This is a genomic window from Paenisporosarcina quisquiliarum (assembly GCF_043641925.1).
Taxonomy (GTDB): Bacteria; Bacillota; Bacilli; order Bacillales_A; family Planococcaceae; genus Paenisporosarcina; species Paenisporosarcina quisquiliarum_A.
In genome coordinates this window covers 199,248-221,447 of the sequence record NZ_JBHZRU010000001.1, presented here as the reverse complement: position 1 = coordinate 221,447, position 22,200 = coordinate 199,248, and the positions used below count along the sequence as shown (strand labels likewise).

Sequence of the window (22,200 nt, the reverse complement as noted above, 5' to 3'; positions counted from 1 at the left end):
TATTTTCACCTTCTTTCATTATCAAACAAAAAGGATTCCCCGCCGATACATATGGCTAGGAAATCCTTTCGCTTATTGACACATTAATATTCCATAATAATTGGGATAATCATTGGGCGTCGTTTTGTTTGTTGGAATAAATATGAGTTTAACGTGTCGCGGATTTCTTGTTTAATATTTGTCCATTCAAAGGTCTCTTTATTCACATATTTTTCAACTATTTTTTTAACTAGCTCTGTAGACTCGTCCATCAGTTTTTCTGATTCACGAACATAAACAAATCCTCGCGATAAAATCTCAGGACCTGATGCGATTTTCTTTTGAGCTCGGTTTAATGTAACGACAACAATGAAAATACCATCTTGAGAAAGAAGTTTACGGTCTCTTAGGACGATATTGCCTACATCACCTACACCAATCCCGTCAATTAAGACGTTACCAGCTTGAACTCGACCACTCATTCTCATTTTGCCGCTCTTGTATTCAACAATATCGCCTTTATCAGCAATAAAAATTTGAGCTTTCGTTAAACCAGTTGATTGAGCTAACTTGGAATGAGCCATTAACATACGGTATTCACCTTGAATCGGAATAAAGTATTGAGGCTTCATCAAGTTTAACATCATTTTCAAATCTTCTTGACTACCGTGACCAGAAACGTGAACTTTTTTATCAGCAGTTAAAACTTTCGCACCTGCTTTAGCTAAATGATTCATCGTTTTATACATTGCCACTTCCATTCCTGGAGATGGTGTAAAGGTAATTAAAACGGTATCCGTATCTTTGATTTTCACATCTTTGTGATGTTTACGAACCATTTTTTCAAGTGCTTCAAGTGGCTCACCTTGTGTACCAGAAACGATAATGATTACTTCGTCATCTGCATACTTATCGATATCTTTAATTGAAATAAGTGTATCTTCGTCAACTGTTAGGTAGCCAAGTTTCAAACCAACCTCGAATACGTTTTCTAACGTTTTCCCTACTACAGCTACTTTTCGTTTAACTTCTAATGATTTATTAAAGACTTGTTGCATTCTGATAAAGTTTGAAGAATATAAAGAAACTAATATTCTTCCTTTTGCTCCGTAGAATGCTTCAGATAGATGTCCTTCAACGACAGATTCAGACGTTGTATATCCAGGTCTTTCAGCTTCAGTTGAATCAGACATTAAAATGAATACGCCTTCTTCACCCAAACCAGCCATTTTAGCAATATCCGGTCGATAGCTTCCTTGCGCGGATTGGTCGAATTTAAATTCCCCAGTATGAACGATTGCTCCTTCAGATGTGTGGAATGCGATTCCTAAAGAATCAGGAATGCTATGTGTTGTATGGAAAAACGTTACATATGTGGATTTAAAGTTCATTCGACTACGATTTGTTACTTCAAAAAACTTCACTGGGTGTGGTGCTGGCATTTCTTTTAAATGTTCCTTTGCTAAAGCAATGGTTAAGCGTGACCCATATATAGGTGCTTGAACTTTATTTAATAAATAAGAAATCGAGCCAATTGCATCTTCATGACCATGCGTCAAGAAAATCCCTTTAATACGGTCTTTGTTTTCTTCTAGGTATGTAACGTCTGGAATAACAATATCAATTCCAAGCATTTCATCTTCAGGGAACATTAGTCCACTGTCTACTACAAATATTTCTTCGTCGATTTCGACAACGTACATTGCTTTTCCGATCTCTCCAACTCCACCGAGCGGGATGATGCGGATCGTTTCATTTTTAATTTTAGTCACGTGCTTTCCTCCTAAAAATTTACCCGAACAACTTCCACTGTACTTCATTATACGGTAGACATGACAACAGTACAAACAAAAAAAGGTCAGTACATGACTGACCTTACGTATTATTTGAAATTACTTCTCTTTTGTTCATATAAATCCCATGCTTGATCGAAAGTTTTTTTCTCTTCGTCGGTCATATCGACTAGTGGTAAACGTACAGATCCCACATCTAAACCTAATTTTCCTAACGCATATTTTACTGGCACTGGATTAGGCTTCTCAAATAAAGCACGAATCAATGGCAGCAGTGCATGGTGAATAGTAGCCGCGTCTTGATGACGTCCTTCATTGAATGCACGAGTAAGTCTTTGCATATCTTCCCCAACAACATGAGATGCAACTGAAATGACTCCTGCACCACCTATTGATAATAGAGGTAGCGTTAACCCATCATCGCCACTATAGACGTCAAAATCGTCTCCGGTACTCGCGATAATATCTGACATTTGCTCTAAGTTGCCACCAGCTTCTTTGATGGCATGAATGTTAGGAATTCGACTTAGCATTTCTACAGTCTCAGGTAACATATTAACAACCGATCGACCCGGGATATTATAAAGTAATACTGGCAGTTTCGTCACACCTGCGATTGTTTTAAAATGCTCATACATCCCTCGTTGATCGGGTTTATTGTAATAAGGTGTGACTAACATGATACCATCAACACCTGCTTCATCTGCCATCTTTGTTAATTCGATGGAGGATTGCGTGCTGTTGCTACCCGTCCCCGCAATGACTGGGATTCGCTTATTTACAGTCTCCACCGTAAAACGAATTAGATCTGCTTTTTCCTGGCTTGTTAAAGTTGGTGATTCACCTGTCGTCCCACATACAACAAGAGAGTCAGTTCCTGTTGCGATTAGATGCTCAATTAGTTTTGCTACCATTTCAAAATGAATCGATCCATCCGGAAGAAATGGTGTGATCATTGCTGTTGATACGCGGCCGATTTGCATGTCTATTCCCCCTTACAAAATTCCCTCTTCAATCATTGCTTCAGCTATTTGAATTGAATTTAGTGCAGCACCTTTTAATAAATTATCAGCGACAATCCATAGATGAAAACCTTTGTTATTCGATAGGTCTTTACGAATTCTCCCAACAAATACAGGATCTTCTCCTTCAGCATACAAAGGCATTGGATACTCTTGTTGTGCTGGATTATCTTGTAATTGAATCCCTTTCGAATCTGCTAAAAGCTTTTTAAGGTCATCAACGGTTACATCTTCTTTATCAATTTGTATAAATACGGATTCAGAGTGACCTGATACTACAGGCAATCTTACACAAGTCGCTGAGACTGCTAAATCTGGCATATGAAGAATTTTTTTCGTTTCATTGATCATTTTCATTTCTTCATATGTGTAGCCATTGTCGTCAAAGACATCTATTTGAGGAATTACATTAAACGCTATCGGATAGTGTTTTTCAGCGCTCTTAACTGGAAGAATAGTTGCTTGCGTATCCTTCGTTTCACCAAATGTTTGGCTTTGTTGTTCTAATTCTTTTATCGCATGTGTCCCAGCACCTGAAACCGCTTGGTAAGTTGAGACAACAACTTGATTTAAACCATAAGCTTGACGAATTGGTTCGAGTGCCACAACCATTTGAATTGTTGAGCAGTTGGGATTCGAAATAATCCCTTTATGAGCATGTAGATCTTGAGGATTAACTTCAGGAACTACCAATGGAACATCTATATCCATACGAAACGCACTTGTATTATCTATGACTACTGCACCTCTTTTTGCAGCTTCAGGTGCTAATACTTTTGAAACTGATCCACCTGCGCTGAAGAGTGCAATATCTACTCCTTCAAATGCCTCAGGAGTGGCTTCTTCAATTGTGTATGTTTGGTTTTGAAAATTTATTGTTTTTCCAACTGAACGTTTAGAAGCTAAAAATTTTATGTGTTTAATTGGAAACTCTCTTTTTTCTAATTGTTCTTTCATTTTTTCGCCTACCGCACCTGTTGCCCCTACGATGGCTACCGAATAACGTTTTGACATTCCAATCTCTCCTTCACAATAAAACACGAGCATAATGGAGGTATTGTATCATAAACTTTCACTTATGTGCATGAAAATTAATTGAATTATTCATGTTGGATGAGTATAGGTTGGAGTTGTTGGTGGTTAATCGCGGCTTCAATTGTAGGTGCAATTAATGTGAAATCGGATATTAAGGAGTTTGGTTTTTTGTAGGGATCGTCTTGACCGAAGGGGATGAAATAAATATGTTTCGAGTTGAGAAGTTTCATTAAATTTACACCGTTTAATCCGAGAGCATCATTCGTTGAAATGCCAATAACTACGGGGGTCCCATTTCTCATCGTTGCTTTGGCGGCCATTAAAACGGGGGAGTCAGTTGCTGCATTTGCAAAGCGACTGAGTGAATTTCCTGTCATAGGTGCAATCACCATACAATCTAATGGAGCTTTAGGTCCTAAGGGCTCTGCATCTGCAATTGTCGAAATCACTTTTGCCCCTGCCGCCTCTTCAATTTTTTTCACCCATTCGTCTCCAGTTCCAAATCTAGTGGCTGCGGCTAATACTGAATGCGTAACGATTGGTACAACAATTGCTCCAAGTTCACGTAAAGCAGCAATTTTCGGAACCACTTCTTCATACGTACAATGTGAGGCTGTAATACCAAAGCCGATTCTTTTATTTGTTAACACATACTTCCTCCTTCTGATTGTTTAGACAACCTCTGAATACAACTAGACAGTAAAGAGGCAGCATCATTTTCGATGAATTGACCAGGAAGCGAAGTATATAAATGGTATGGTACGGTCAAGGGTTCATTACAATTTAAACACCCTGGTGCCGACGCGATATCATAAAATGTTTTCGCTTTTGAAATCTTGTGAACATAATCATCCGTTAACCATGCAGCCGGGATTGTATTAATAAAAAATACATCATCACAAGCTATAGCTGGTCTGAGAATTTCCGCTTCGTAGCCCATTGCCTTTGCTTCGGCCAATTGCTCCAAGGACCTTACGACAATGAGTGGAAAAGCATCCATTTTCTTTAGTTGGGCAGCTAATAATTTTGATACTCTACCGAATCCTGTAATAACAAACTTTTTCCCTGCTATTGTTTGCTTTTCATGCAAATAAAAAGCAGCGATGAAACCTTCTGCTGTCAACTTTGCATTTAACCAAATAAATTCTTCGTTTTCTAGATACTTTTTAACGGGACAATTCATGTCATTCAATACCTGAGCCCAATCGGATGTTAGCCTCCCAACAAAACAAGTTGGGGTATGTTTAAATATATCTCGATCGATATTCGGTACTGCTAATTCAAGCGGTTGTATCGGGAATACAATGTAATCTGGTTGAAATTCTGAAATGGAACGTTCAAGTTGGTATCCCCAAGCTTTAGATTTTACATATAATACGTGTTCCCCATTTGTCTCCAGTTCGAATGCCAGTTTTGCCATACGTGGATCAGTTCCAATAACGCACCATTTAGACGTGCTCATGAATGATAATCCGAATCCAGATAAGACATTTTCGTAAATAAAATACGATGTTCACCTATCAACACAATATCTTCCCAAGCGATATACGTATTTTTGGAAACCGTTTTTGATTTAAAAGGTCGATTTGATTGATCTTTTAATACTAAAAACCCAATAATTTTTCCACTTGTTGCTTCAAAGATTAATTCAGTGTCTGCCAATAATCCAACCCTTTTACCATCTTCAATTTGGATTAATTCTTTAATGGCTAATTCAGATAGTAACATTTTGTCCCTCCTCTGTATCCATCACATTATTTATATGCGAAAACAGACCTCAACGTTCATTAGAAAACATATATTGTGCCTACCGTTTGTGCAGGTTTTGTTTTTCTAAGAGGGATTTTTTATGACTTAATTATTCAAGATCAGTCATTTTAATAATCACTTTTCTCGAGGCAACAACCATAAAAGCAAAGCTTCACTCTGTACTCGGTTTGGATGACCTTGCTCTTTCAAGTCGCGATCTTGCTCTTTCAAACACAAACCTTTCACTCTTCTTTGAGTTCTATGAGCGAAAGCCCATTTGTTTCCAAAAGAAAGGCTGCATTTGCAGCCCAAATTAGTTTTATACGCTTCGCTTCTCTGGGTTCTCCCTCTTGCGGGGGATTATCGGTCCACCTTGTACTCTCTTTCGGTGCTCTTGTTCTTTCGTTTCTAGATCTTGCTCTCTCAAGTCGCGATGTTCTCAAAAGTCACCAATAAAAAAGAGAATACACGTCAGTCCCGCTGGAAAACTGACTTTCAAAACTCCACAATTTTGCAAGGAGGTTAAAGTCAGTCTGCAGGAAATGACATGTATTCTCTGTTTGTTGTTCATTTTCATTAATACTTATTGTTTCGGTGTGATTGTTGATAATGCTGGTTTTTGATCAAAGATTTCAGATACTAATTTTTGAACTTGATGAATGTGCACTTCATCAATTGATTTTAAAACTTCATCATATGTTTTATGCTCTTCGAAAATCAATTCATTTTTACCGTTTCGATTCATTCGAGCATTCGTACTTTCTAACCCTAACATTAAATTACCTTTTAATTGTTCTTTTGCATTATCTACCTCAGTGTCAGTTACACCTTCACTAATAACTTTATTGATTGTTTCATGAATGGTTTGTTCCAACTCAGGCATTTGGTGGCTTGACGTTCCACCATATATGGCAACAGACCCACTATCTTCATGAGAAGAATGATACGAATAAATCGAATAGGCCAATGCTTTTTCTTCACGTACTTCTTGGAAAAGTCGTGAGGACATATTCCCACCTAAAATGCTGTTTAAGACGACTAAATCATAAATATGCTTATGTTTAACACTTAATCCCGGATACCCAAGACAAATATGTCCTTGTTCGGTATCTCTTGTCTTTTTCGATTCACCAGCAAAAAATACAGCTGGTTCGAAAATGGTTTTTTCAATTGTTGGAGTAGCGGGTGAAAAATGACCAAACAACTCATCAATATGGGCAATAAACCCTTCAGGGATATTCCCAGCAACTGAAATGACGATTTGTTCTGGTCGGTAATGATGATCCATAAATTGATGAATCATGTCTGGAGTAAATGAAGATAACGTCTCTTTTGTCCCTAATATGGACGCACCAATTGACTGGTTTGGATACATGACATTCCATAATTGCTCATGGACATCATCATCTGGAGTATCTTCAACCATTGAAATTTCCTCTAAAACCACTTGACGTTCTTTATCTAATTCTTGTTCATCAAACTGGGAATGAAAGAACATATCTGCAAGAACGGAAACTGCATGTTTTGCATGGTGGTCAAGTACTTTTGCATAATAGCAAGTATATTCCTTTGAAGTAAATGCATTCACATGACCACCGATACGGTCAAATTCTTCTGCAATTTGACGAGCAGTTCGCGTAGCCGTTCCTTTAAAAAGCATGTGCTCGATAAAATGAGTTAACCCATTTTGCTCTGGTTTTTCATGACTTGAACCAGCATGAACCCAGACACCTACCGCTACAGAACGAACATGTGGTATGTGCTCGGAAACTATCCGAACACCGTTTTGACTCGTATGTTTTTGTAACATTTTGAAACCCCCTAATTTCCAACACACTTAATTATACTCAAGCGACCTTAATTATGATTTTTTGAGTATTAGAAAGACATAGCATACACACATAATGGTGTAAGCTATGTCTCTTCTTATACTGATATACGTAAACTTTACAATCCTATCAGTGTAAAAAAAGGCTACCTATTAATCACATAGGTAGCCTTTTACATATGTTCTTAACAGTTTTAAGCTTCTGCTTTTTCTGCCGCTTCTTTTTCTTCTTTAACAACAATTTTACGTGATAAATTAACTCGGCCTTGGTTATCAATTTCAATAACTTTAACTTTTAATTCATCATCAAGTTTCAAGACATCTTCAACTTGTTTCGTACGTTCTTCTTGAATTTCTGAAATATGAAGAAGACCGTCTTTACCAGGGAAGATTTCAACAAATGCACCGAACTTCTCAATGCGTTTCACTTTACCCATGAAATATTCTCCAACTTGAGCAACACGTACAATGTTTTCGATGATTTGTTTTGCACGAGCAATCATTTCTTCATCAATCGAAGAGATATAAATTGAACCATCTTGCTCTGTATCAATTTTAACCCCTGTTTCGTCGATGATTTTGTTGATTTGCTTCCCACCAGGTCCAATTACATCACGAATCTTGTCTGGATTAATCTTAATCATAACAATTTTCGGAGCGTATTTAGATAGTTTTTCACGTGGTTCAGAAATCGTTGCAATCATGCTTTCTAGAATGTGCATACGCCCAATTTTTGCTTGAGTTAATGCTTCTTCTAAAATAGTGCGTGACAAACCGTCAATTTTAATGTCCATTTGAAGAGCTGTAACACCTTTTGCAGTTCCAGCAACTTTAAAGTCCATATCCCCTAAATGATCTTCCATTCCTTGAATGTCAGATAAAACGGAGTAATTATCACCTTTTTTAATAAGTCCCATTGCAATACCAGCAACTGGTGCTTTAATTGGAACACCCGCGTCCATCATTGCTAATGTTGACGCACAAATACTTGCTTGAGATGTTGAACCATTTGATTCAAGAACTTCTGACACTAAACGAATTGTGTAAGGGAATTCTTTTTCATCAGGAAGAACTGCTTTTAATGCACGCTCTCCTAATGCACCATGGCCAATTTCGCGACGACCTGGTCCACGAATAGGTCCAGTTTCACCAACACTAAATTGAGGGAAATTATAGTGGTGCATGAAGCGTTTTGATTCTTCAATTCCGATACCATCAATAATTTGCACATCACCTAGTGCACCTAAAGTAGCAATACTTAGCGCTTGCGTTTGCCCACGTGTGAATAAACCAGAACCATGCGTACGAGGTAGAACGCCTGTTTCAGATGATAATGGACGAATTTCATCTAACTTACGACCATCTGGACGAATCTTATCTTCCGTAATTAATCGACGAACTTCTTCTTTAACCATTTTATCCAAGATTTCACGAACTTGTTTCAATGTAGCATCGTCTACTTCTTTTTCTACATAAGTAGCCATGACTTCATCTTTAACTTCGCGAATCGCTTCTTCACGAGCATGTTTTTCATGAACTTGAATAGCCGAATTTAATTTCGTTTCACAAGTCGCTTTGATTTCAGCCGAAAGTTCAGCATCTAATTCGTATAATTTAATATCTAATTTCTCTTTTCCAAATGCTGCTGCAATTTCTTCTTGGAATTCGATTAATTTAATTATTTCTTGATGGCCAAACATAATCGCTTCTAACATAATTTCTTCAGGAACTTCAAGAGCACCAGCTTCTACCATGTTAATCGCATCTTTTGTACCAGCAACAATTAAATCAATTGTGCTTTCTTGTAATTGTGCGTCGGTCGGGTTAATAATAAATTGATCATTTATTAAACCTACTTGCACGCCTGCAATCGGTCCACCAAAAGGAATATCAGAGACCATTAATGCTAATGAAGAACCAAACATTGCTGCCATTTCTGTTGTACAATCACGATCTACGGACATAACGATCGAGATTACTTGTACTTCATTACGGAAACCGTCTGGGAATAACGGACGAATTGGTCGGTCAATTAAACGACTCGTTAAAATCGCGTTTTCCGAAGGACGACCTTCACGTTTAATAAAGCCACCAGGAATTTTACCTGCTGCATATAAACGTTCTTCATAGTTCACTGTTAACGGAAAGAAGTCTAGTGGTTTTGGATTTTTAGATGCTGTCGCTGTTGAAAGAACAGTCGAATCCCCGTAACGGACCATAACGGCACCGTTTGCTTGTTTAGCGTACTTGCCTATTTCCACTTGCAAGGGACGACCTGCCCATTCGAAATTGTACGTTTGTTTTTCGTTCATTGGATGAACTCCTCTCCTACTGAAAATCCTGTATCGCAAAGTTGTATGTATCATTAGTAGTGTATCAAAAAAGCGTAATCGATGCGAAAATATTTTCATTTCCGTCACAGTATACGCATTATATAAAATTTATATAAGAACATAAAGAAAAAGCGGGAAAACTCCCGCTTTTTCTAAAATGTATCTTATCGACGTAAACCAAGTTTAGCGATCAAGTCACGGTAACGTGATACTTCGTTTTCACGTAAGTATTTTAACAAGTTACGACGACGACCTACCATTTTGAATAGACCACGACGTGAGTGATGATCTTTCTTGTGTGTACGTAAGTGTTCATTCAAGCTGTTAATCTCTTCTGTTAAGACCGCGATTTGAATGTCTGCAGAACCAGTGTCGCTTTCGTGAGTACGGTACTCAGCGATTAATTCGTTTTTACGTTCTTGTGTAATTGCCATCCGGTTCACCTCCAATACTCTATTAATATCCCCAATTACTGAGCAAGCGGTGGTGAATCGCACTGCCAAGCAACAGTTAAGTACACGACTGTGCACCTTAAAATAGTAGCATATTCAGAAAGGATAAGCAACCATTACCGAAAGTTTTTCAAAGTCTCAATGGAAGACTGTTTATCTTTTTCAATTTGTTTTTTTAATGCATGAATACCATCGAATTTTTGCTCATCTCGTATTCGCTTAAACCAATCGACGAACACTTCTTCCCCATAAATGTTTTTATCGAAATCGAAAAGATGAACCTCAATGGTCAACTTCTTGTGTTCTGGATTATTAAAAGTAGGTTTAAAACCAACGTTACAAACTCCCTCAATCCATTCATTTTGCACAAGCATTTTAACCGCGTATACGCCGTTCGCCGGAATGAAAGAGCCCTCTTGTGCTTGAATATTGGCCGTAGGGAATCCGATTTGTCTTCCTCTCTTATCACCATGGACAACAACACCAGGAATTTGATAGGGCCTACCAAGCAATGCTCGAGCTTTGTCCATATTTCCTGATTTCAATTCTTGACGAATTCTCGTAGAACTAATTTTTTCTGTTTCATCTGTCTTTTTCTGAACCACATTGACTTCATAGCGACCTTCAGACAATTCCTGCATTGTATCCATTGAACCTTGTCCAAATGACCCAAATGAGAAATCGAAGCCGGCAGTTACATGTTTAACATTTAAATCTACAATGAACTTTTCGATGAATTCTTGTGGGCTTAATTTCGCAAAGTCTGAAGTAAACCTCACAACAAATACAATATCGACTTCCATAGACTCAAGTAAACGTAATTTTTGTTCCATTGGAGTGATATAGAAAACCTGCTCATTGCGTTTACCTAAAACGATTGAAGGGTGAGGATCAAATGTCATAACCGCTAATTTAATCCCTTTTTCTTTTGCTACATCTTTCGCTTTTGAGATAACGGATTGATGACCTAAATGAATTCCATCAAAAAAACCAATCGCTAAAGAAAGATCTCCATCTGTATTTATATTTGCAATATGATGTGGATAGGATAAATGAATGGTTTTCACAATAAATTCTCCTCAACTTCCCAAGAAAACATTTTTTCTGGTTTCATCTTTCCCTCTTTGGTTGGATGATTAATATAAACAGCTACTGCTTGTCCTTCATAAGTAAAAACTAAGCGATCATGTTCTTTTAATAGTTCAACTTGATCTAACACTTGACCATTTTTAATGGACTTCACAAATTCTTTAGGCACTTCAAATGACACCATGTTTTCTAAAGCATAATCTAACGGCAGAAGAAAATCTCCGAGTGTGCCATCATCCACCTTGTCTTGAACCATTTGCAGAGTTATACATTGCTCTTCTTTAAATGACCCTGAAGCGGTACGAACTAATTTAGACATATGAGCAGGATAACCCAATTTCTCTCCAATTTGAACGGCTAATGTGCGAATATAAGTACCCTTACTGCATGACACACGAATTGGAAATGATATCTGCTCGCCCGTAAATGATGGTTCATCGCTAAGTAATTCCAACTCATAAATGGTTACTTCTCTAGATGGCCGATCAATAACTAGTCCTTGTCTTGCGTACTCATATAACTTTTTCCCATTTACTTTAACCGCAGAATACATGGGTGGTGTTTGAGTAATTACACCTGTCAAAGAAGTTAAGACCTGTTGTAATTGTTGTTTTGAAATGGTCTTGATCTCTAAGTTGGAATCTACCGTTTCACCGTCTGCATCTTCAGTCGTGGTGGAAAATCCTATTGTTACTTCAGCAATGTATTCCTTGCCAGCGTTCGATAAATATTCAGCTACTTTAGTGGATTCACCTAAGCAAATAGGTAAGACACCTTCAACATTAGGGTCGAGGGTTCCTGTATGACCGATTCGTTTCATCTTTAGAATTTTACGCAGTTTAAAGACACAGTCATGTGAAGTCATTCCTTTTTCTTTCCATAGGGGAAGAATGCCATTGTGCATTCGTTCCATCTCCTTTAGCTAATTAAATTTTATGTATGGAATTGAGAAAAAGCCTGCTTATAAAAAGCAGACTTCTTCTCTGTTATTCGATATCTTCAGTTTTTTCGTTGTCTTCAGTCTTAATTTGCTTAAGCAATGTATCGATTTTACTACCGTATTCTGCAGAAACATCAAATGCAAACATAAGTTCCGGCGTCTTACGTAATCGAATACGTTGACCGATTTCAGTACGAATAAACCCTTTAGCTTGTTCTAGACCTTTTAATGTGTCTGAACGCTTTCTGTTATTCCCTAAAACAGTGATATAAACGGTTGCTTGTTGTAAATCGCCTGTTACTTCTACATCGGTAACGGTAACAAACCCAATGCGAGGGTCTTTTAATTTACGAGCAATAATCTCGCCTAATTCTTTTTTCATTTGTTCTGCTACTCGAGTTGAGCGATTCGCCATATTGGCTTCACCTCTGTTCTATCTATAAATGTTCACGGATCGTTTCCGTTCTTTCCCACTCTGGATTTGATTCTAAAAAGTTGATGGCGTGAGTGAGTTCACGATCGCTTGCATCACTAGAAGAAGCAACACAAACAATCGCTATTTTCGTTCTTTGCCAAACATCTTGATGATCTATTTCAGAAATAGAAACATTAAACTTTTGCTTCGTTCGAGTCAGCATTCGCTGTAAAACAGCTCTCTTCTCTTTTAACGAATGGGACGTAGGAATGATGAACTCACATTCCGCGTATGAAATCATTTGCGTTTAATCTCTTCCATAACGAACGATTCAATGATGTCGCCTTCTTTAACATCATGATAGTTTTTCACAGTAATACCACATTCATACCCTTTAGCTACTTCTTTTGCATCATCTTTAAAACGTTTAAGTGAATCTAAAACGCCTTCAAAGACAACGATGCTATCACGAATAACGCGGATTCCGCTATCGCGAGCAATTTTACCCTCGATCACATAACTTCCTGCAATTGTACCGATTTTCGATACTTTGAATGTTTCTCGAACTTCAGCTTGACCAATGATTTTCTCTTGGAACTCAGGATCTAATAGACCAGTCATAGCTGCTTCGATTTCTTCAATTACTTTATAAATAACACGATGTAAACGAATATCTACACCTTCAGCTTCTGCAGCACGTTTTGCATTAATATCAGGTCGAACGTTAAACCCAATAACGATAGCATTTGAAGCAGCAGCAAGTGAAATGTCAGATTCAGTGATTGCACCAGCACCGGTGTGGATAATTCGAACATTAACACCTTCAACTTCTATCTTCATCAATGACGCAGCCATTGCTTCAACAGAACCTTGCACATCTGCTTTCACAATAAGGTTAAGCTCTTTCATCTCGCCTTGTTTCATTTGGTCAAACAAGTTATCTAATGTTACACGTGTTTTCTCTGAACGTTGTTCTTGAACCATAGTTGTTGCACGAGATTCACCAACTTGACGAGCTGTTTTTTCATCTTCAAAGACAACAAAACGATCGCCAGCTTGTGGAACTTCACTTAATCCAGTAATTTCAACTGGCATACTTGGACCCGCTTCTTTGACGCGACGACCTAAATCGTTTACCATCGCACGAACTCGACCAAATGTATGACCAACAACAATTGGATCTCCAACTTTTAATGTTCCGTCTTGAACTAGTAGAGTTGCTACCGATCCACGACCTTTATCTAATTGAGCTTCAATTACTGTACCAATAGCACGACGTTTAGGGTCAGCTTTTAATTCAGCAACTTCAGAAACTAATAAAATCATTTCTAACAGATTATCAATACCTTCTCCAGTTAAAGCTGAAATCGGAGCAAAAATCGTTTCTCCACCCCAAGCTTCAGATACTAACCCATGTTCTGTTAGCTCTTGCATTACACGGTCAGGGTTTGCTGCAGGTTTATCCATTTTATTAACAGCTACGATAATTGGAACTTCAGCTGCTTTAGCATGGTTAATTGCTTCAATTGTTTGAGGCATTACACCATCATCTGCTGCAACTACTAAAATTGTGATATCCGTAACCTTCGCACCACGAGCACGCATTGTTGTGAACGCCGCATGTCCAGGAGTATCTAAGAAGGTAATTTTCTTACCGCTCTCAACAACTTGGTATGCCCCAATATGTTGAGTAATACCGCCAGCTTCGCCAGCTGTAACTTTTGTTTTTCGGATTGAATCAAGTAAAGTTGTTTTACCATGGTCAACGTGACCCATGATCGTTACAACTGGTGGACGTTCTTTTTGTACGCCAGCAACTTCTGTTTCATCTTCAAAATAAACTTCTAAATCAGTAATATCTACTCGGATTTCTTCTTCTACTTCAACACCATAGTCTGCACAAATTAGTTCAATTGCATCTTTGTCCAGTTCTTGGTTGATAGTAGCCATTACACCAAGTAAGAATAATTTTTTAATGATTTCTGACGGTTCACGGCCTAACTTTTTCGCAAGTTCTGCAACTGATAATGATTCATAAAAAGTGATTTTTTCTGGTAATTCTTTTTCTTTTCTTGGTACTGGTGGAGCTACCGGTTGGCGATTTTGCTTGCCTTTACGACCAGCGCGATTTCCTGTACCAGGACGATGATTACCACCGCCACCTTGACGACCTCTATATGCACCAGCTGGAGCTTTGTTTTGACCGAAAACTTTTTGCTCCTTCGCTTGTGTACCTTGTTCTTGTTTACGACTATCTGTTGAATTAGTCGTTTGAGATTTTTGTTTATCACGAGCAGTTCCTTGAGTAGCTACACCTCTAGCTTGACCATTAGATGGCTTCGCTGGAGTAGTAGTTTGTGGACGAGCATTTTGTCCTTGTGGACGATTTCCTTGAGGGCGAGTGTTTTGCCCTTGTGGTCGATCTCCTTGAGGACGTGTGTTTTGTCCTTGTGGACGATTTCCTTGAGGACGAGTATTTTGTCCTTGTGCACGATCTCCTTGGGGACGAGTGTTTTGTCCTTGTGGACGATCTCCTTGCGGACGAGTGTTTTGTCCTTGTGGGCGATCTCCTTGAGGACGACTGTTTTGTCCTTGTGGGCGATCTCCTTGAGGACGACTGTTTTGTCCTTGTGGGCGATCAGTTGATGTCGTTTGTTTTGGTGCTGTTGAAGATTTTTTATAAACTGAATCTAATTTAGATACAGCATCGCCTTCTAATGTCGACATATGATTCGTCACTTGAACATTTAATTTACCTAATTCTTCGATAACTTCTTTGCTGGTCTTATTAATCTGTTTCGCATATTCATGAACTCTTAATTTGCTCATTAGGTCACCCCCGGTTTATTTCGTTGAGAAGGCCGGACAGTTTTTTCGCGAAACCGGCATCTGTAATGGCGAGTACCACGCGGGCCTCTTTTCCTGTAGCATGTCCGAGATCATATCGATCACCGAATTCATGCAACTCAACGTTGTAAGACGTACATTTATCCTTTAACTTTTTGCTCGTATTAGCAGAAGCATCCGTAGAAATAATAACTAGTTTTGCTCTATTGCCACGAACATCTTTTACCACTAATTCTTCACCAGTAGTAATTTTTCGTGCTCGAGTAGCCAATCCTAATAGTTGTAAAATTGCTTGTTCCGGATTCATAAAGTGCCTTCTTTTGAAACAATGGTCATTAATTCTTCGTATATTGTTTCCGGTACGGCTACTTCTAATTGACTTTCCAAAACTTTGCGTTTTTTAGCAACTTCAACAGCTTTCACTGATTTTGAAACATATGCACCGCGTCCAGACTTTTTACCAGTTGTATCAACTGACACTTCGCCTTCTTTGGAACGAACAATACGAATCATTTCTTTTTTAGGAAACATTTCGTTTGTAGCTACACATTTACGCAGTGGAATTTTCTTTTGATTCGACATCAGAATTCACCCTCTTCGCTTATTCTTCATCGTCTTTATATAAGTCAATTGAATCATTGTCTTCATACTCATCTTCTTCGTACTCATCATCATATTGAGCATTAGCAGGTGGATATAATCCTAATTCACGTGCATCCGTTTCGCTCTTAATGTCAATTTTCCAACCAGTTAATTTAGCAGCTAGACGAGCATTTTGACCTCTTTTACCAATTGCTAAAGACAATTGATAGTCGGGAACAACGACAGTCGTTGATTTTTCTTCTTCATTTACTTGAACATCAAGAACCTTAGAAGGACTTAAAGCATTTGCAACAAAGATTACAGGATCTTCAGACCACTCAACAATATCAATCTTCTCACCATTTAATTCATTAACAATCGTTTGAACACGAGAGCCTTTTGAACCAACACATGATCCTACTGGATCTACTTCTTCGTTATGAGCAACAACTGAAATTTTAGAACGGTCGCCTGCTTCACGAGCGATTGACTTAATCTCAACAATTCCATCAAAGATTTCTGGAACTTCCATCTCAAAAAGTCTACGAAGTAAACCTGGATGTGTTCTCGAAACGAATACTTGAGGTCCACGAGTTGTACGTTCAACTTTTGTGATGAACACTTTAATACGATCATGTGGATGATACACTTCATTTTGAATTTGCTCATTTACTGGTAAAACAGCTTCAACTTTTCCAAGACCTACATAAATATTACGAGCGTCTAATCGTTCAACAATTCCGTTTACGATATCCTCTTCGCGATCTACATATTCTTCATAAATAAGTCCACGCTCAGCTTCACGTACACGTTGTGTAACAACTTGCTTTGCAGTTTGAGCAGCAATTCGACCAAAGTTACGTGGTGTTACTTCCTCTTCCACGATGTCACCAAGTTCAAATGCTGGGTTAACAACTTTTGCATCTTCTAATGATATATGAAGGCGCTCATCTAATACTTCTTCCATAACGTCTTTGCGAGAATAAACACGCATTGAACCATTATCTAAATTTAAATCTACACGTACGTTTTGTGCTTGATTGAAATTGCGTTTATAAGCCGTTACTAAGGCCGCTTCAATCGCTTCAACCAAAACATCACGAGAAATGCCTTTTTGTTTTTCTAATGCGACTAACGCATCTAGCAATTCACTACTCATTTTCTTCACTCCTAAATTCACATTATGCTTAGAAATTAATTGCTAATCGCGCAAATGCAATTTTCTCTTTTGTCAATTTAACTTTAATTTTTCTAGTCTTTACACGCACTTCAATTTCAAGTTCTTCTGGAGTATTTGAAAGTAAAGTTCCTTCAAATTCCTTTTCATTCAACTCTTTAACTGCTGCGTATGTTTTTACATGGATATACTTCCCGACTGCTTTTTCATAGTCACTTTCTTTTTTAAGCGGTCGTTCTGCACCAGGTGAAGAAACTTCTAAGAAATAATTTTGTTCAATCGGATCTTGTTCATCTAAAACACCACTTACACGTTCACTAACTAGTGCACATTGTTCGATATCGATTCCACCTTGAGGTGTATCTACATAAATACGTAAAAACCAATCTCGGCCTTCTTTTACAAATTCCAAATCAATTAATTCAAGGTTTAATTCTTCAACAATGGGCTTCACAAGCGTTTCTACTTCGTTTAATATTTTGCTCATACATGCCTCCTGCTAGATATTGTTTACGACATAACAAACAGAAAAGAGCGGGAAATCCCACTCTTTTGTCGCGTACCTATCAACAAATGTTACTCAAATTATACCATAACCATGCACTGTGTGCAAATCAGGCTCAGAATAGAGACAACTGATTTGCATCAGGCATACCTTCTAAACAACCAAGTGTATCCATGTACTCAATCAATGTTTTGGAGACACGTCCACGTTGTTGTAAATCCTCTTTAGAAAGAAACTCTCCATTTTTCCGTGCTTCCACAATCGCTTTAGCTACGTTTGTTCCTAGACCTGGTATCGCATTAAATGGTGGGATTAACCCTTTCCCATCAATGATAAATTCAGAAGCACTTGAACGGTACAAATCCACTTTCTTAAAGTGGTAACCACGTTCACACATTTCAAGAGCAATCTCTAGGACTGTCATTAAGCTTTTCTCTTTCGGTGCAGCATCCAAGCCTTTAGCATTTATTTCATCTAACTTCGCTTTAATTGATGCAGAACCCTTCGTCATTACGTGCAAGTCAAAGTCTGCTGCGCGAACGGTGAAATAAGCCGTGTAATAAAGAATTGGGAAATGAACTTTAAAGTAAGCAATACGAACGGCCATCAATACATATGCAGCCGCATGGGCTTTCGGGAACATGTATTTGATTTTTTTACAAGAGTCAATGTACCACTCCGGTACGCCATTTGAACGCATATCACTTTCGAATTCAGGTGTAAGTCCTTTACCTTTACGCACCGATTCCATAATTTTAAATGCCAACGACGGTTCTAATCCTTGATAGATTAAATAAACCATAATATCATCACGACATCCAATAACATCAGATAATTGACATGTACCGTTTTGAATCAACTCTTGTGCATTCCCTAGCCAAACGTCTGTCCCATGGGATAATCCTGAAATTTGAACAAGTTCAGAAAAAGTAGAAGGCTTTGTTTCTTCAAGCATTTGACGCACAAATCGCGTTCCAAACTCAGGAATACCAAGCGTTCCTGTCTTACACCCTATTTGTTCTTCTGTAACACCTAAAGACGATGTACCACTGAAAATCTTCATCACTTCAGGATCATCCGTCGGAATGGTTTTAGGATCTATTCCTGATAAATCCTGTAGCATACGAATAGCAGTAGGATCATCGTGTCCTAGAATATCAAGTTTCAACAAATTATCATGTATAGAATGGAAGTCAAAATGAGTTGTTTTCCATTCGGAATCTTGAGCGTCTGCTGGGAACTGAATTGGTGAAAAGTCAAAGATGTCCATATAATCAGGCACAACGATTATGCCCCCTGGATGTTGTCCGGTTGACCGTTTAACTCCAGTACATCCTAAAACCAATCGATCAATTTCAGCACCACGAATTGTTAAGTTATGATCATTTGCATATCCTCTAACGTATCCATAAGCTGTTTTTTCTGCAACTGTACCAATTGTTCCCGCCCGATACACATTATCTTCTCCAAAGAGAACTTTTGTGTAATTATGGGCAACAGACTGGTATTCCCCACTAAAGTTAAGGTCAATATCTGGCACCTTATCCCCCTTGAAACCTAGGAAAGTTTCGAACGGGATATCTTGCCCATCTTTGCGGTATGGAATTTCACAGACAGGACAGTCTTTATTCGGCAAGTCAAAACCAGAGCTTACGGAACCATCATCGAAAAACTCTGCCTGTTTGCACGTTGGACAAACATAATGTGGAGGAAGCGGATTTACTTCCGTAATTTCCATCAATGTTGCGACCAATGATGAACCTACTGAACCACGTGAACCTACTAGGTATCCGTCATCCAATGATTTTTTTACAAGCTTATGCGAAATTAAATAAATAACCGCAAATCCATGTCCAATAATCGACGTGAGTTCTTTTTCAATTCGAGCTTCAACAATTTCAGGTAAGTTTTCACCATAAATTTGTTTTGCCATTGAATAACTAAGTTCACGAACTTCTTCATCTGAGCCTTCAATTTTCGGTGTATACAAATCATCTTTGATCGGCTTGATGTCTTCAATCATATTTGCAATTTTATTTGAGTTCTCTACAACTAATTGTTTAGCTGTTTCTTCACCTAAGAAAGCAAATGAATCTAACATTTCATTCGTGGTTCTAAAGTGTACTTTCGGTAATTTAGCTCGATTTAATGGGTTTGCTCCACCTTGACCGCCAATTAATATCTGTCTAAATATCGCATCATTTTCATCAACATAATGTACATTCCCTGTCGCTACTACTGGAATTGAAAGTTTCTTACCAAGCTTCACCATCTTACGAATGATATCTTCAAGATTCCATTCATCTCTCACAAGCTCTAATTCAATTAAATGAGAATAAGCTTCTTTTGGAAAAATCTCTAAATAATCATAGAACTTTGCAATATCTTCAACTTCTTCAGGAGATTTTTGCATTAACCCTTCAAAAACTTCTCCTTTGTCACATCCCGAACCAATAATTAATCCTTTACGATGCTTTACTAGAACGGACTTTGGAATACGAGGAACTCGGAAAAACGAATTCATATGTGAAGTTGACACCAATTTAAATAAATTCTTCAATCCAACTTCATCAGTTGCCAATAAGGTACAATGCGAGGGTCTCGCCCTTTTATATGACTCGCCATTTCCTGTTTGGTGATTAAATTCATCGTGGTAGTGAATACCTTTTTCTTCTGCTTCTTTTAACAAGATAAGCAGTAAATACCCTGTGGCCTCAGTATCATAAATCGCTCTATGATGTTGCGTTAAATCGATATTGAATTTCTTTGCCAATGAATTTAATCGGTGATTTTTCAGTTCAGGATGTAAAAATCTCGCTAATTCTAATGTATCTATGACAGGGTGGATGGTCTCTTGCAAGCCACATTTTTTATACCCAACATATAAAAAGCCCATATCAAAAGAAGCGTTATGTGCGACTAAAATGCTATCGCCAATCCAATCATGAAAATCTTTAATGACCGTTTCAATTTCTGGTGCATCGGTAACCATATCATCAGTAATACCAGTTAAATTAATTGTGGTTGCAGACAGTGGGTGATGTGGATTCGCAAAGCTTTCAAACTTGTCGATTACATTGCCATCTTTAATCTTAACTGCTGCTAATTCTATAATAGAATCATAGACGGCTGAAAGACCCGTTGTTTCAACATCAAAGACCACGTAAGTAGCATCAGATAATTTTCTGTGCTCTTCTTCGTATGCGATGGGAACCCCATCATTAACTAAGTAAGCTTCTAACCCATAAATAATTTTAATGCCATGTTTTTTACCCGCTGCGTAAGCATCTGGGAATGATTGCACCACTGCATGATCAGTGATGGCAACTGCTGGGTGCCCCCATTTCGCTGCTTGGCCAACAAGTGCATCAACAGAGGATACAGCATCCATTTGACTCATCGGCGTATGCAAATGAAGTTCTACTCTTTTTTCATCCGCTGGCGCTGTATCTTTACGAACGTCTACTCGGATTTCCATCATATCTTGAGCCATCACAATTAGATCGCGAACGAATGTATCGTTTTGTACAGACCCTCGCACTTTCAACCAAGTCCCTTTTTTCAACAATGTCATTAATTCCGCATCTTCTTTATCACGGGAAAACATTTTAACTAAAATTGAGTCTGTATAATCGGTCATCTTAACGGTTAATAACGAACGACCGCTTCGTAACTCTTTCACTTCAACATCGAACACAAATCCTTCTATCGTAATCCTGCGTTCTTCATCTTGAATTTGTTTAATTTCCATTATTGGTTCATCCGGCTTTATATTTACACCTAATTGGAATGGACCATTATGGGAAGGACCAGAAGTTGAACGGTCTTTATCACGTTTTTGCATATCGGCAAGCGCTTTTTTACCTAGTTCTTCTTCTTCGATTTTACGTTGTTCCAAAAATGCTTGATGCGCTTCTGCTTGTTCCGCAGCCTCTTCCACCATTTTAAAATCTACAGGCATCAATGGAAATCCATAGGATGTATATACAGCTGAAATTTTCTCAGCATATTTCGCCTTTAATGTTCGATGCTCAATTTCTAATGCACAGGTGAATAAAACAGTTTGTCCATTAAAAGCTGGTTGTTGACCAATTAAACGATTTCTAAGAGGTGGAGACATATCATCTATTTCCTCTAAAATAACGGGCCAATAAGAACAAATTAGATCATGGCTTACTTCTTTATTTTCACAAGCAAGTATTAATTTCACATCTGCTATGCCTGCAAATTTTTCACGTAGTCTCGTTTGAAGAAGTAAGAATAATTCAAAAGGTAGTACCTGTTCTACTTGAATCATAAATTTCCAAACTCGCTCTTTTTTATGTACCGTCATTCTCGATAATGAGGCTGATTCAAAAAATGGCATGTATTGATCGTCTGTTAATTGCAATTGCAGTAGTAAATGTTGTAAACGTCTTTTGGCTTCAAGTATTTCAGTCACCAATGGACCTCCT

General features: G+C 38.1%; 19 protein-coding genes. All 19 read right to left on the bottom strand.

The window, feature by feature from the left end; all coding sequences use genetic code 11:
* Positions 1-83: 83 nt before the first annotated feature.
* A complete protein-coding gene (locus ACHUE4_RS01100) occupies positions 84-1,751 on the bottom strand; it encodes a ribonuclease J (RefSeq protein ID WP_394187429.1) in 1,668 nt (555 codons plus the stop codon).
* A 110-nt stretch (positions 1,752-1,861) separates the two neighbouring features.
* Positions 1,862-2,755 (bottom strand): 4-hydroxy-tetrahydrodipicolinate synthase, encoded by an 894-nt coding sequence (gene dapA, locus ACHUE4_RS01095; RefSeq protein ID WP_394187428.1) that lies wholly within the window; start codon positions 2,753-2,755, stop codon positions 1,862-1,864.
* Positions 2,756-2,767: 12 nt separating this feature from the next.
* Positions 2,768-3,808, bottom strand: a complete 1,041-nt coding sequence (locus tag ACHUE4_RS01090) for an aspartate-semialdehyde dehydrogenase (protein ID WP_394187427.1) — start codon at positions 3,806-3,808, stop codon at positions 2,768-2,770.
* 86 nt (positions 3,809-3,894) lie between these two features.
* Positions 3,895-4,479: a dipicolinate synthase subunit B gene (locus ACHUE4_RS01085; RefSeq protein WP_394187426.1), complete on the bottom strand. Its 585-nt coding sequence runs from the start codon at positions 4,477-4,479 to the stop codon at positions 3,895-3,897.
* Positions 4,473-5,291: a hypothetical protein gene (locus ACHUE4_RS01080; RefSeq protein ID WP_394187425.1), complete on the bottom strand. Its 819-nt coding sequence runs from the start codon at positions 5,289-5,291 to the stop codon at positions 4,473-4,475. The genes ACHUE4_RS01085 and ACHUE4_RS01080 overlap by 7 nt, the downstream gene beginning before the upstream one ends.
* Positions 5,288-5,557, bottom strand: coding sequence for a YlmC/YmxH family sporulation protein (locus tag ACHUE4_RS01075; protein WP_394187424.1), 270 nt, complete (start codon positions 5,555-5,557; stop codon positions 5,288-5,290). Before ACHUE4_RS01075 ends, ACHUE4_RS01080 begins: the two co-directional genes overlap by 4 nt.
* Before the next feature lie 604 nt (positions 5,558-6,161).
* Complete coding sequence (locus ACHUE4_RS01070; protein ID WP_394187423.1) at positions 6,162-7,388, bottom strand: M16 family metallopeptidase; 1,227 nt, start codon at positions 7,386-7,388, stop codon at positions 6,162-6,164.
* A gap of 212 nt (positions 7,389-7,600) precedes the next feature.
* The gene (gene pnp, locus ACHUE4_RS01065; protein ID WP_394187422.1) at positions 7,601-9,718 is read right to left on the bottom strand and encodes a polyribonucleotide nucleotidyltransferase; all 2,118 of its coding nucleotides are present in this window, start codon (positions 9,716-9,718) and stop codon (positions 7,601-7,603) included.
* 185 nt (positions 9,719-9,903) lie between these two features.
* Positions 9,904-10,173 carry a 30S ribosomal protein S15 gene (gene rpsO / locus ACHUE4_RS01060; protein WP_394187421.1) on the bottom strand — a complete coding sequence of 90 codons (270 nt, stop codon included), beginning with the start codon at positions 10,171-10,173 and terminating at the stop codon, positions 9,904-9,906.
* A gap of 134 nt (positions 10,174-10,307) precedes the next feature.
* Positions 10,308-11,258, bottom strand: a complete 951-nt coding sequence (gene ribF / locus ACHUE4_RS01055) for a riboflavin biosynthesis protein RibF (protein ID WP_394187420.1) — start codon at positions 11,256-11,258, stop codon at positions 10,308-10,310.
* Entirely contained in the window at positions 11,255-12,184 is a 930-nt protein-coding gene (gene truB / locus ACHUE4_RS01050) for a tRNA pseudouridine(55) synthase TruB (protein ID WP_394187419.1), read from the bottom strand. Before truB ends, ribF begins: the two co-directional genes overlap by 4 nt.
* Before the next feature lie 82 nt (positions 12,185-12,266).
* Positions 12,267-12,635 carry a 30S ribosome-binding factor RbfA gene (rbfA, locus tag ACHUE4_RS01045; RefSeq protein ID WP_394187418.1) on the bottom strand — a complete coding sequence of 123 codons (369 nt, stop codon included), beginning with the start codon at positions 12,633-12,635 and terminating at the stop codon, positions 12,267-12,269.
* Between the two features lie 22 nt (positions 12,636-12,657).
* Complete coding sequence (locus tag ACHUE4_RS01040) at positions 12,658-12,936, bottom strand: DUF503 domain-containing protein (protein WP_394187417.1); 279 nt, start codon at positions 12,934-12,936, stop codon at positions 12,658-12,660.
* Positions 12,933-15,464: a translation initiation factor IF-2 gene (gene infB / locus ACHUE4_RS01035; protein WP_394187416.1), complete on the bottom strand. Its 2,532-nt coding sequence runs from the start codon at positions 15,462-15,464 to the stop codon at positions 12,933-12,935. The genes ACHUE4_RS01040 and infB overlap by 4 nt, the downstream gene beginning before the upstream one ends.
* Positions 15,465-15,468: 4 nt before the next feature.
* Complete coding sequence (locus ACHUE4_RS01030; protein ID WP_394187415.1) at positions 15,469-15,789, bottom strand: YlxQ family RNA-binding protein; 321 nt, start codon at positions 15,787-15,789, stop codon at positions 15,469-15,471.
* Entirely contained in the window at positions 15,786-16,064 is a 279-nt protein-coding gene (gene rnpM / locus ACHUE4_RS01025; protein ID WP_394187414.1) for an RNase P modulator RnpM, read from the bottom strand. The genes ACHUE4_RS01030 and rnpM overlap by 4 nt, the downstream gene beginning before the upstream one ends.
* Positions 16,065-16,083: 19 nt before the next feature.
* Positions 16,084-17,223 (bottom strand): transcription termination factor NusA, encoded by a 1,140-nt coding sequence (gene nusA / locus ACHUE4_RS01020; RefSeq protein WP_394187413.1) that lies wholly within the window; start codon positions 17,221-17,223, stop codon positions 16,084-16,086.
* Positions 17,224-17,251: 28 nt separating this feature from the next.
* Complete coding sequence (rimP, locus tag ACHUE4_RS01015) at positions 17,252-17,728, bottom strand: ribosome maturation factor RimP (RefSeq protein WP_394187412.1); 477 nt, start codon at positions 17,726-17,728, stop codon at positions 17,252-17,254.
* A gap of 133 nt (positions 17,729-17,861) precedes the next feature.
* A complete protein-coding gene (locus ACHUE4_RS01010; RefSeq protein ID WP_394187411.1) occupies positions 17,862-22,187 on the bottom strand; it encodes a PolC-type DNA polymerase III in 4,326 nt (1,441 codons plus the stop codon).
* Between the last annotated feature and the right edge of the window lie 13 nt (positions 22,188-22,200).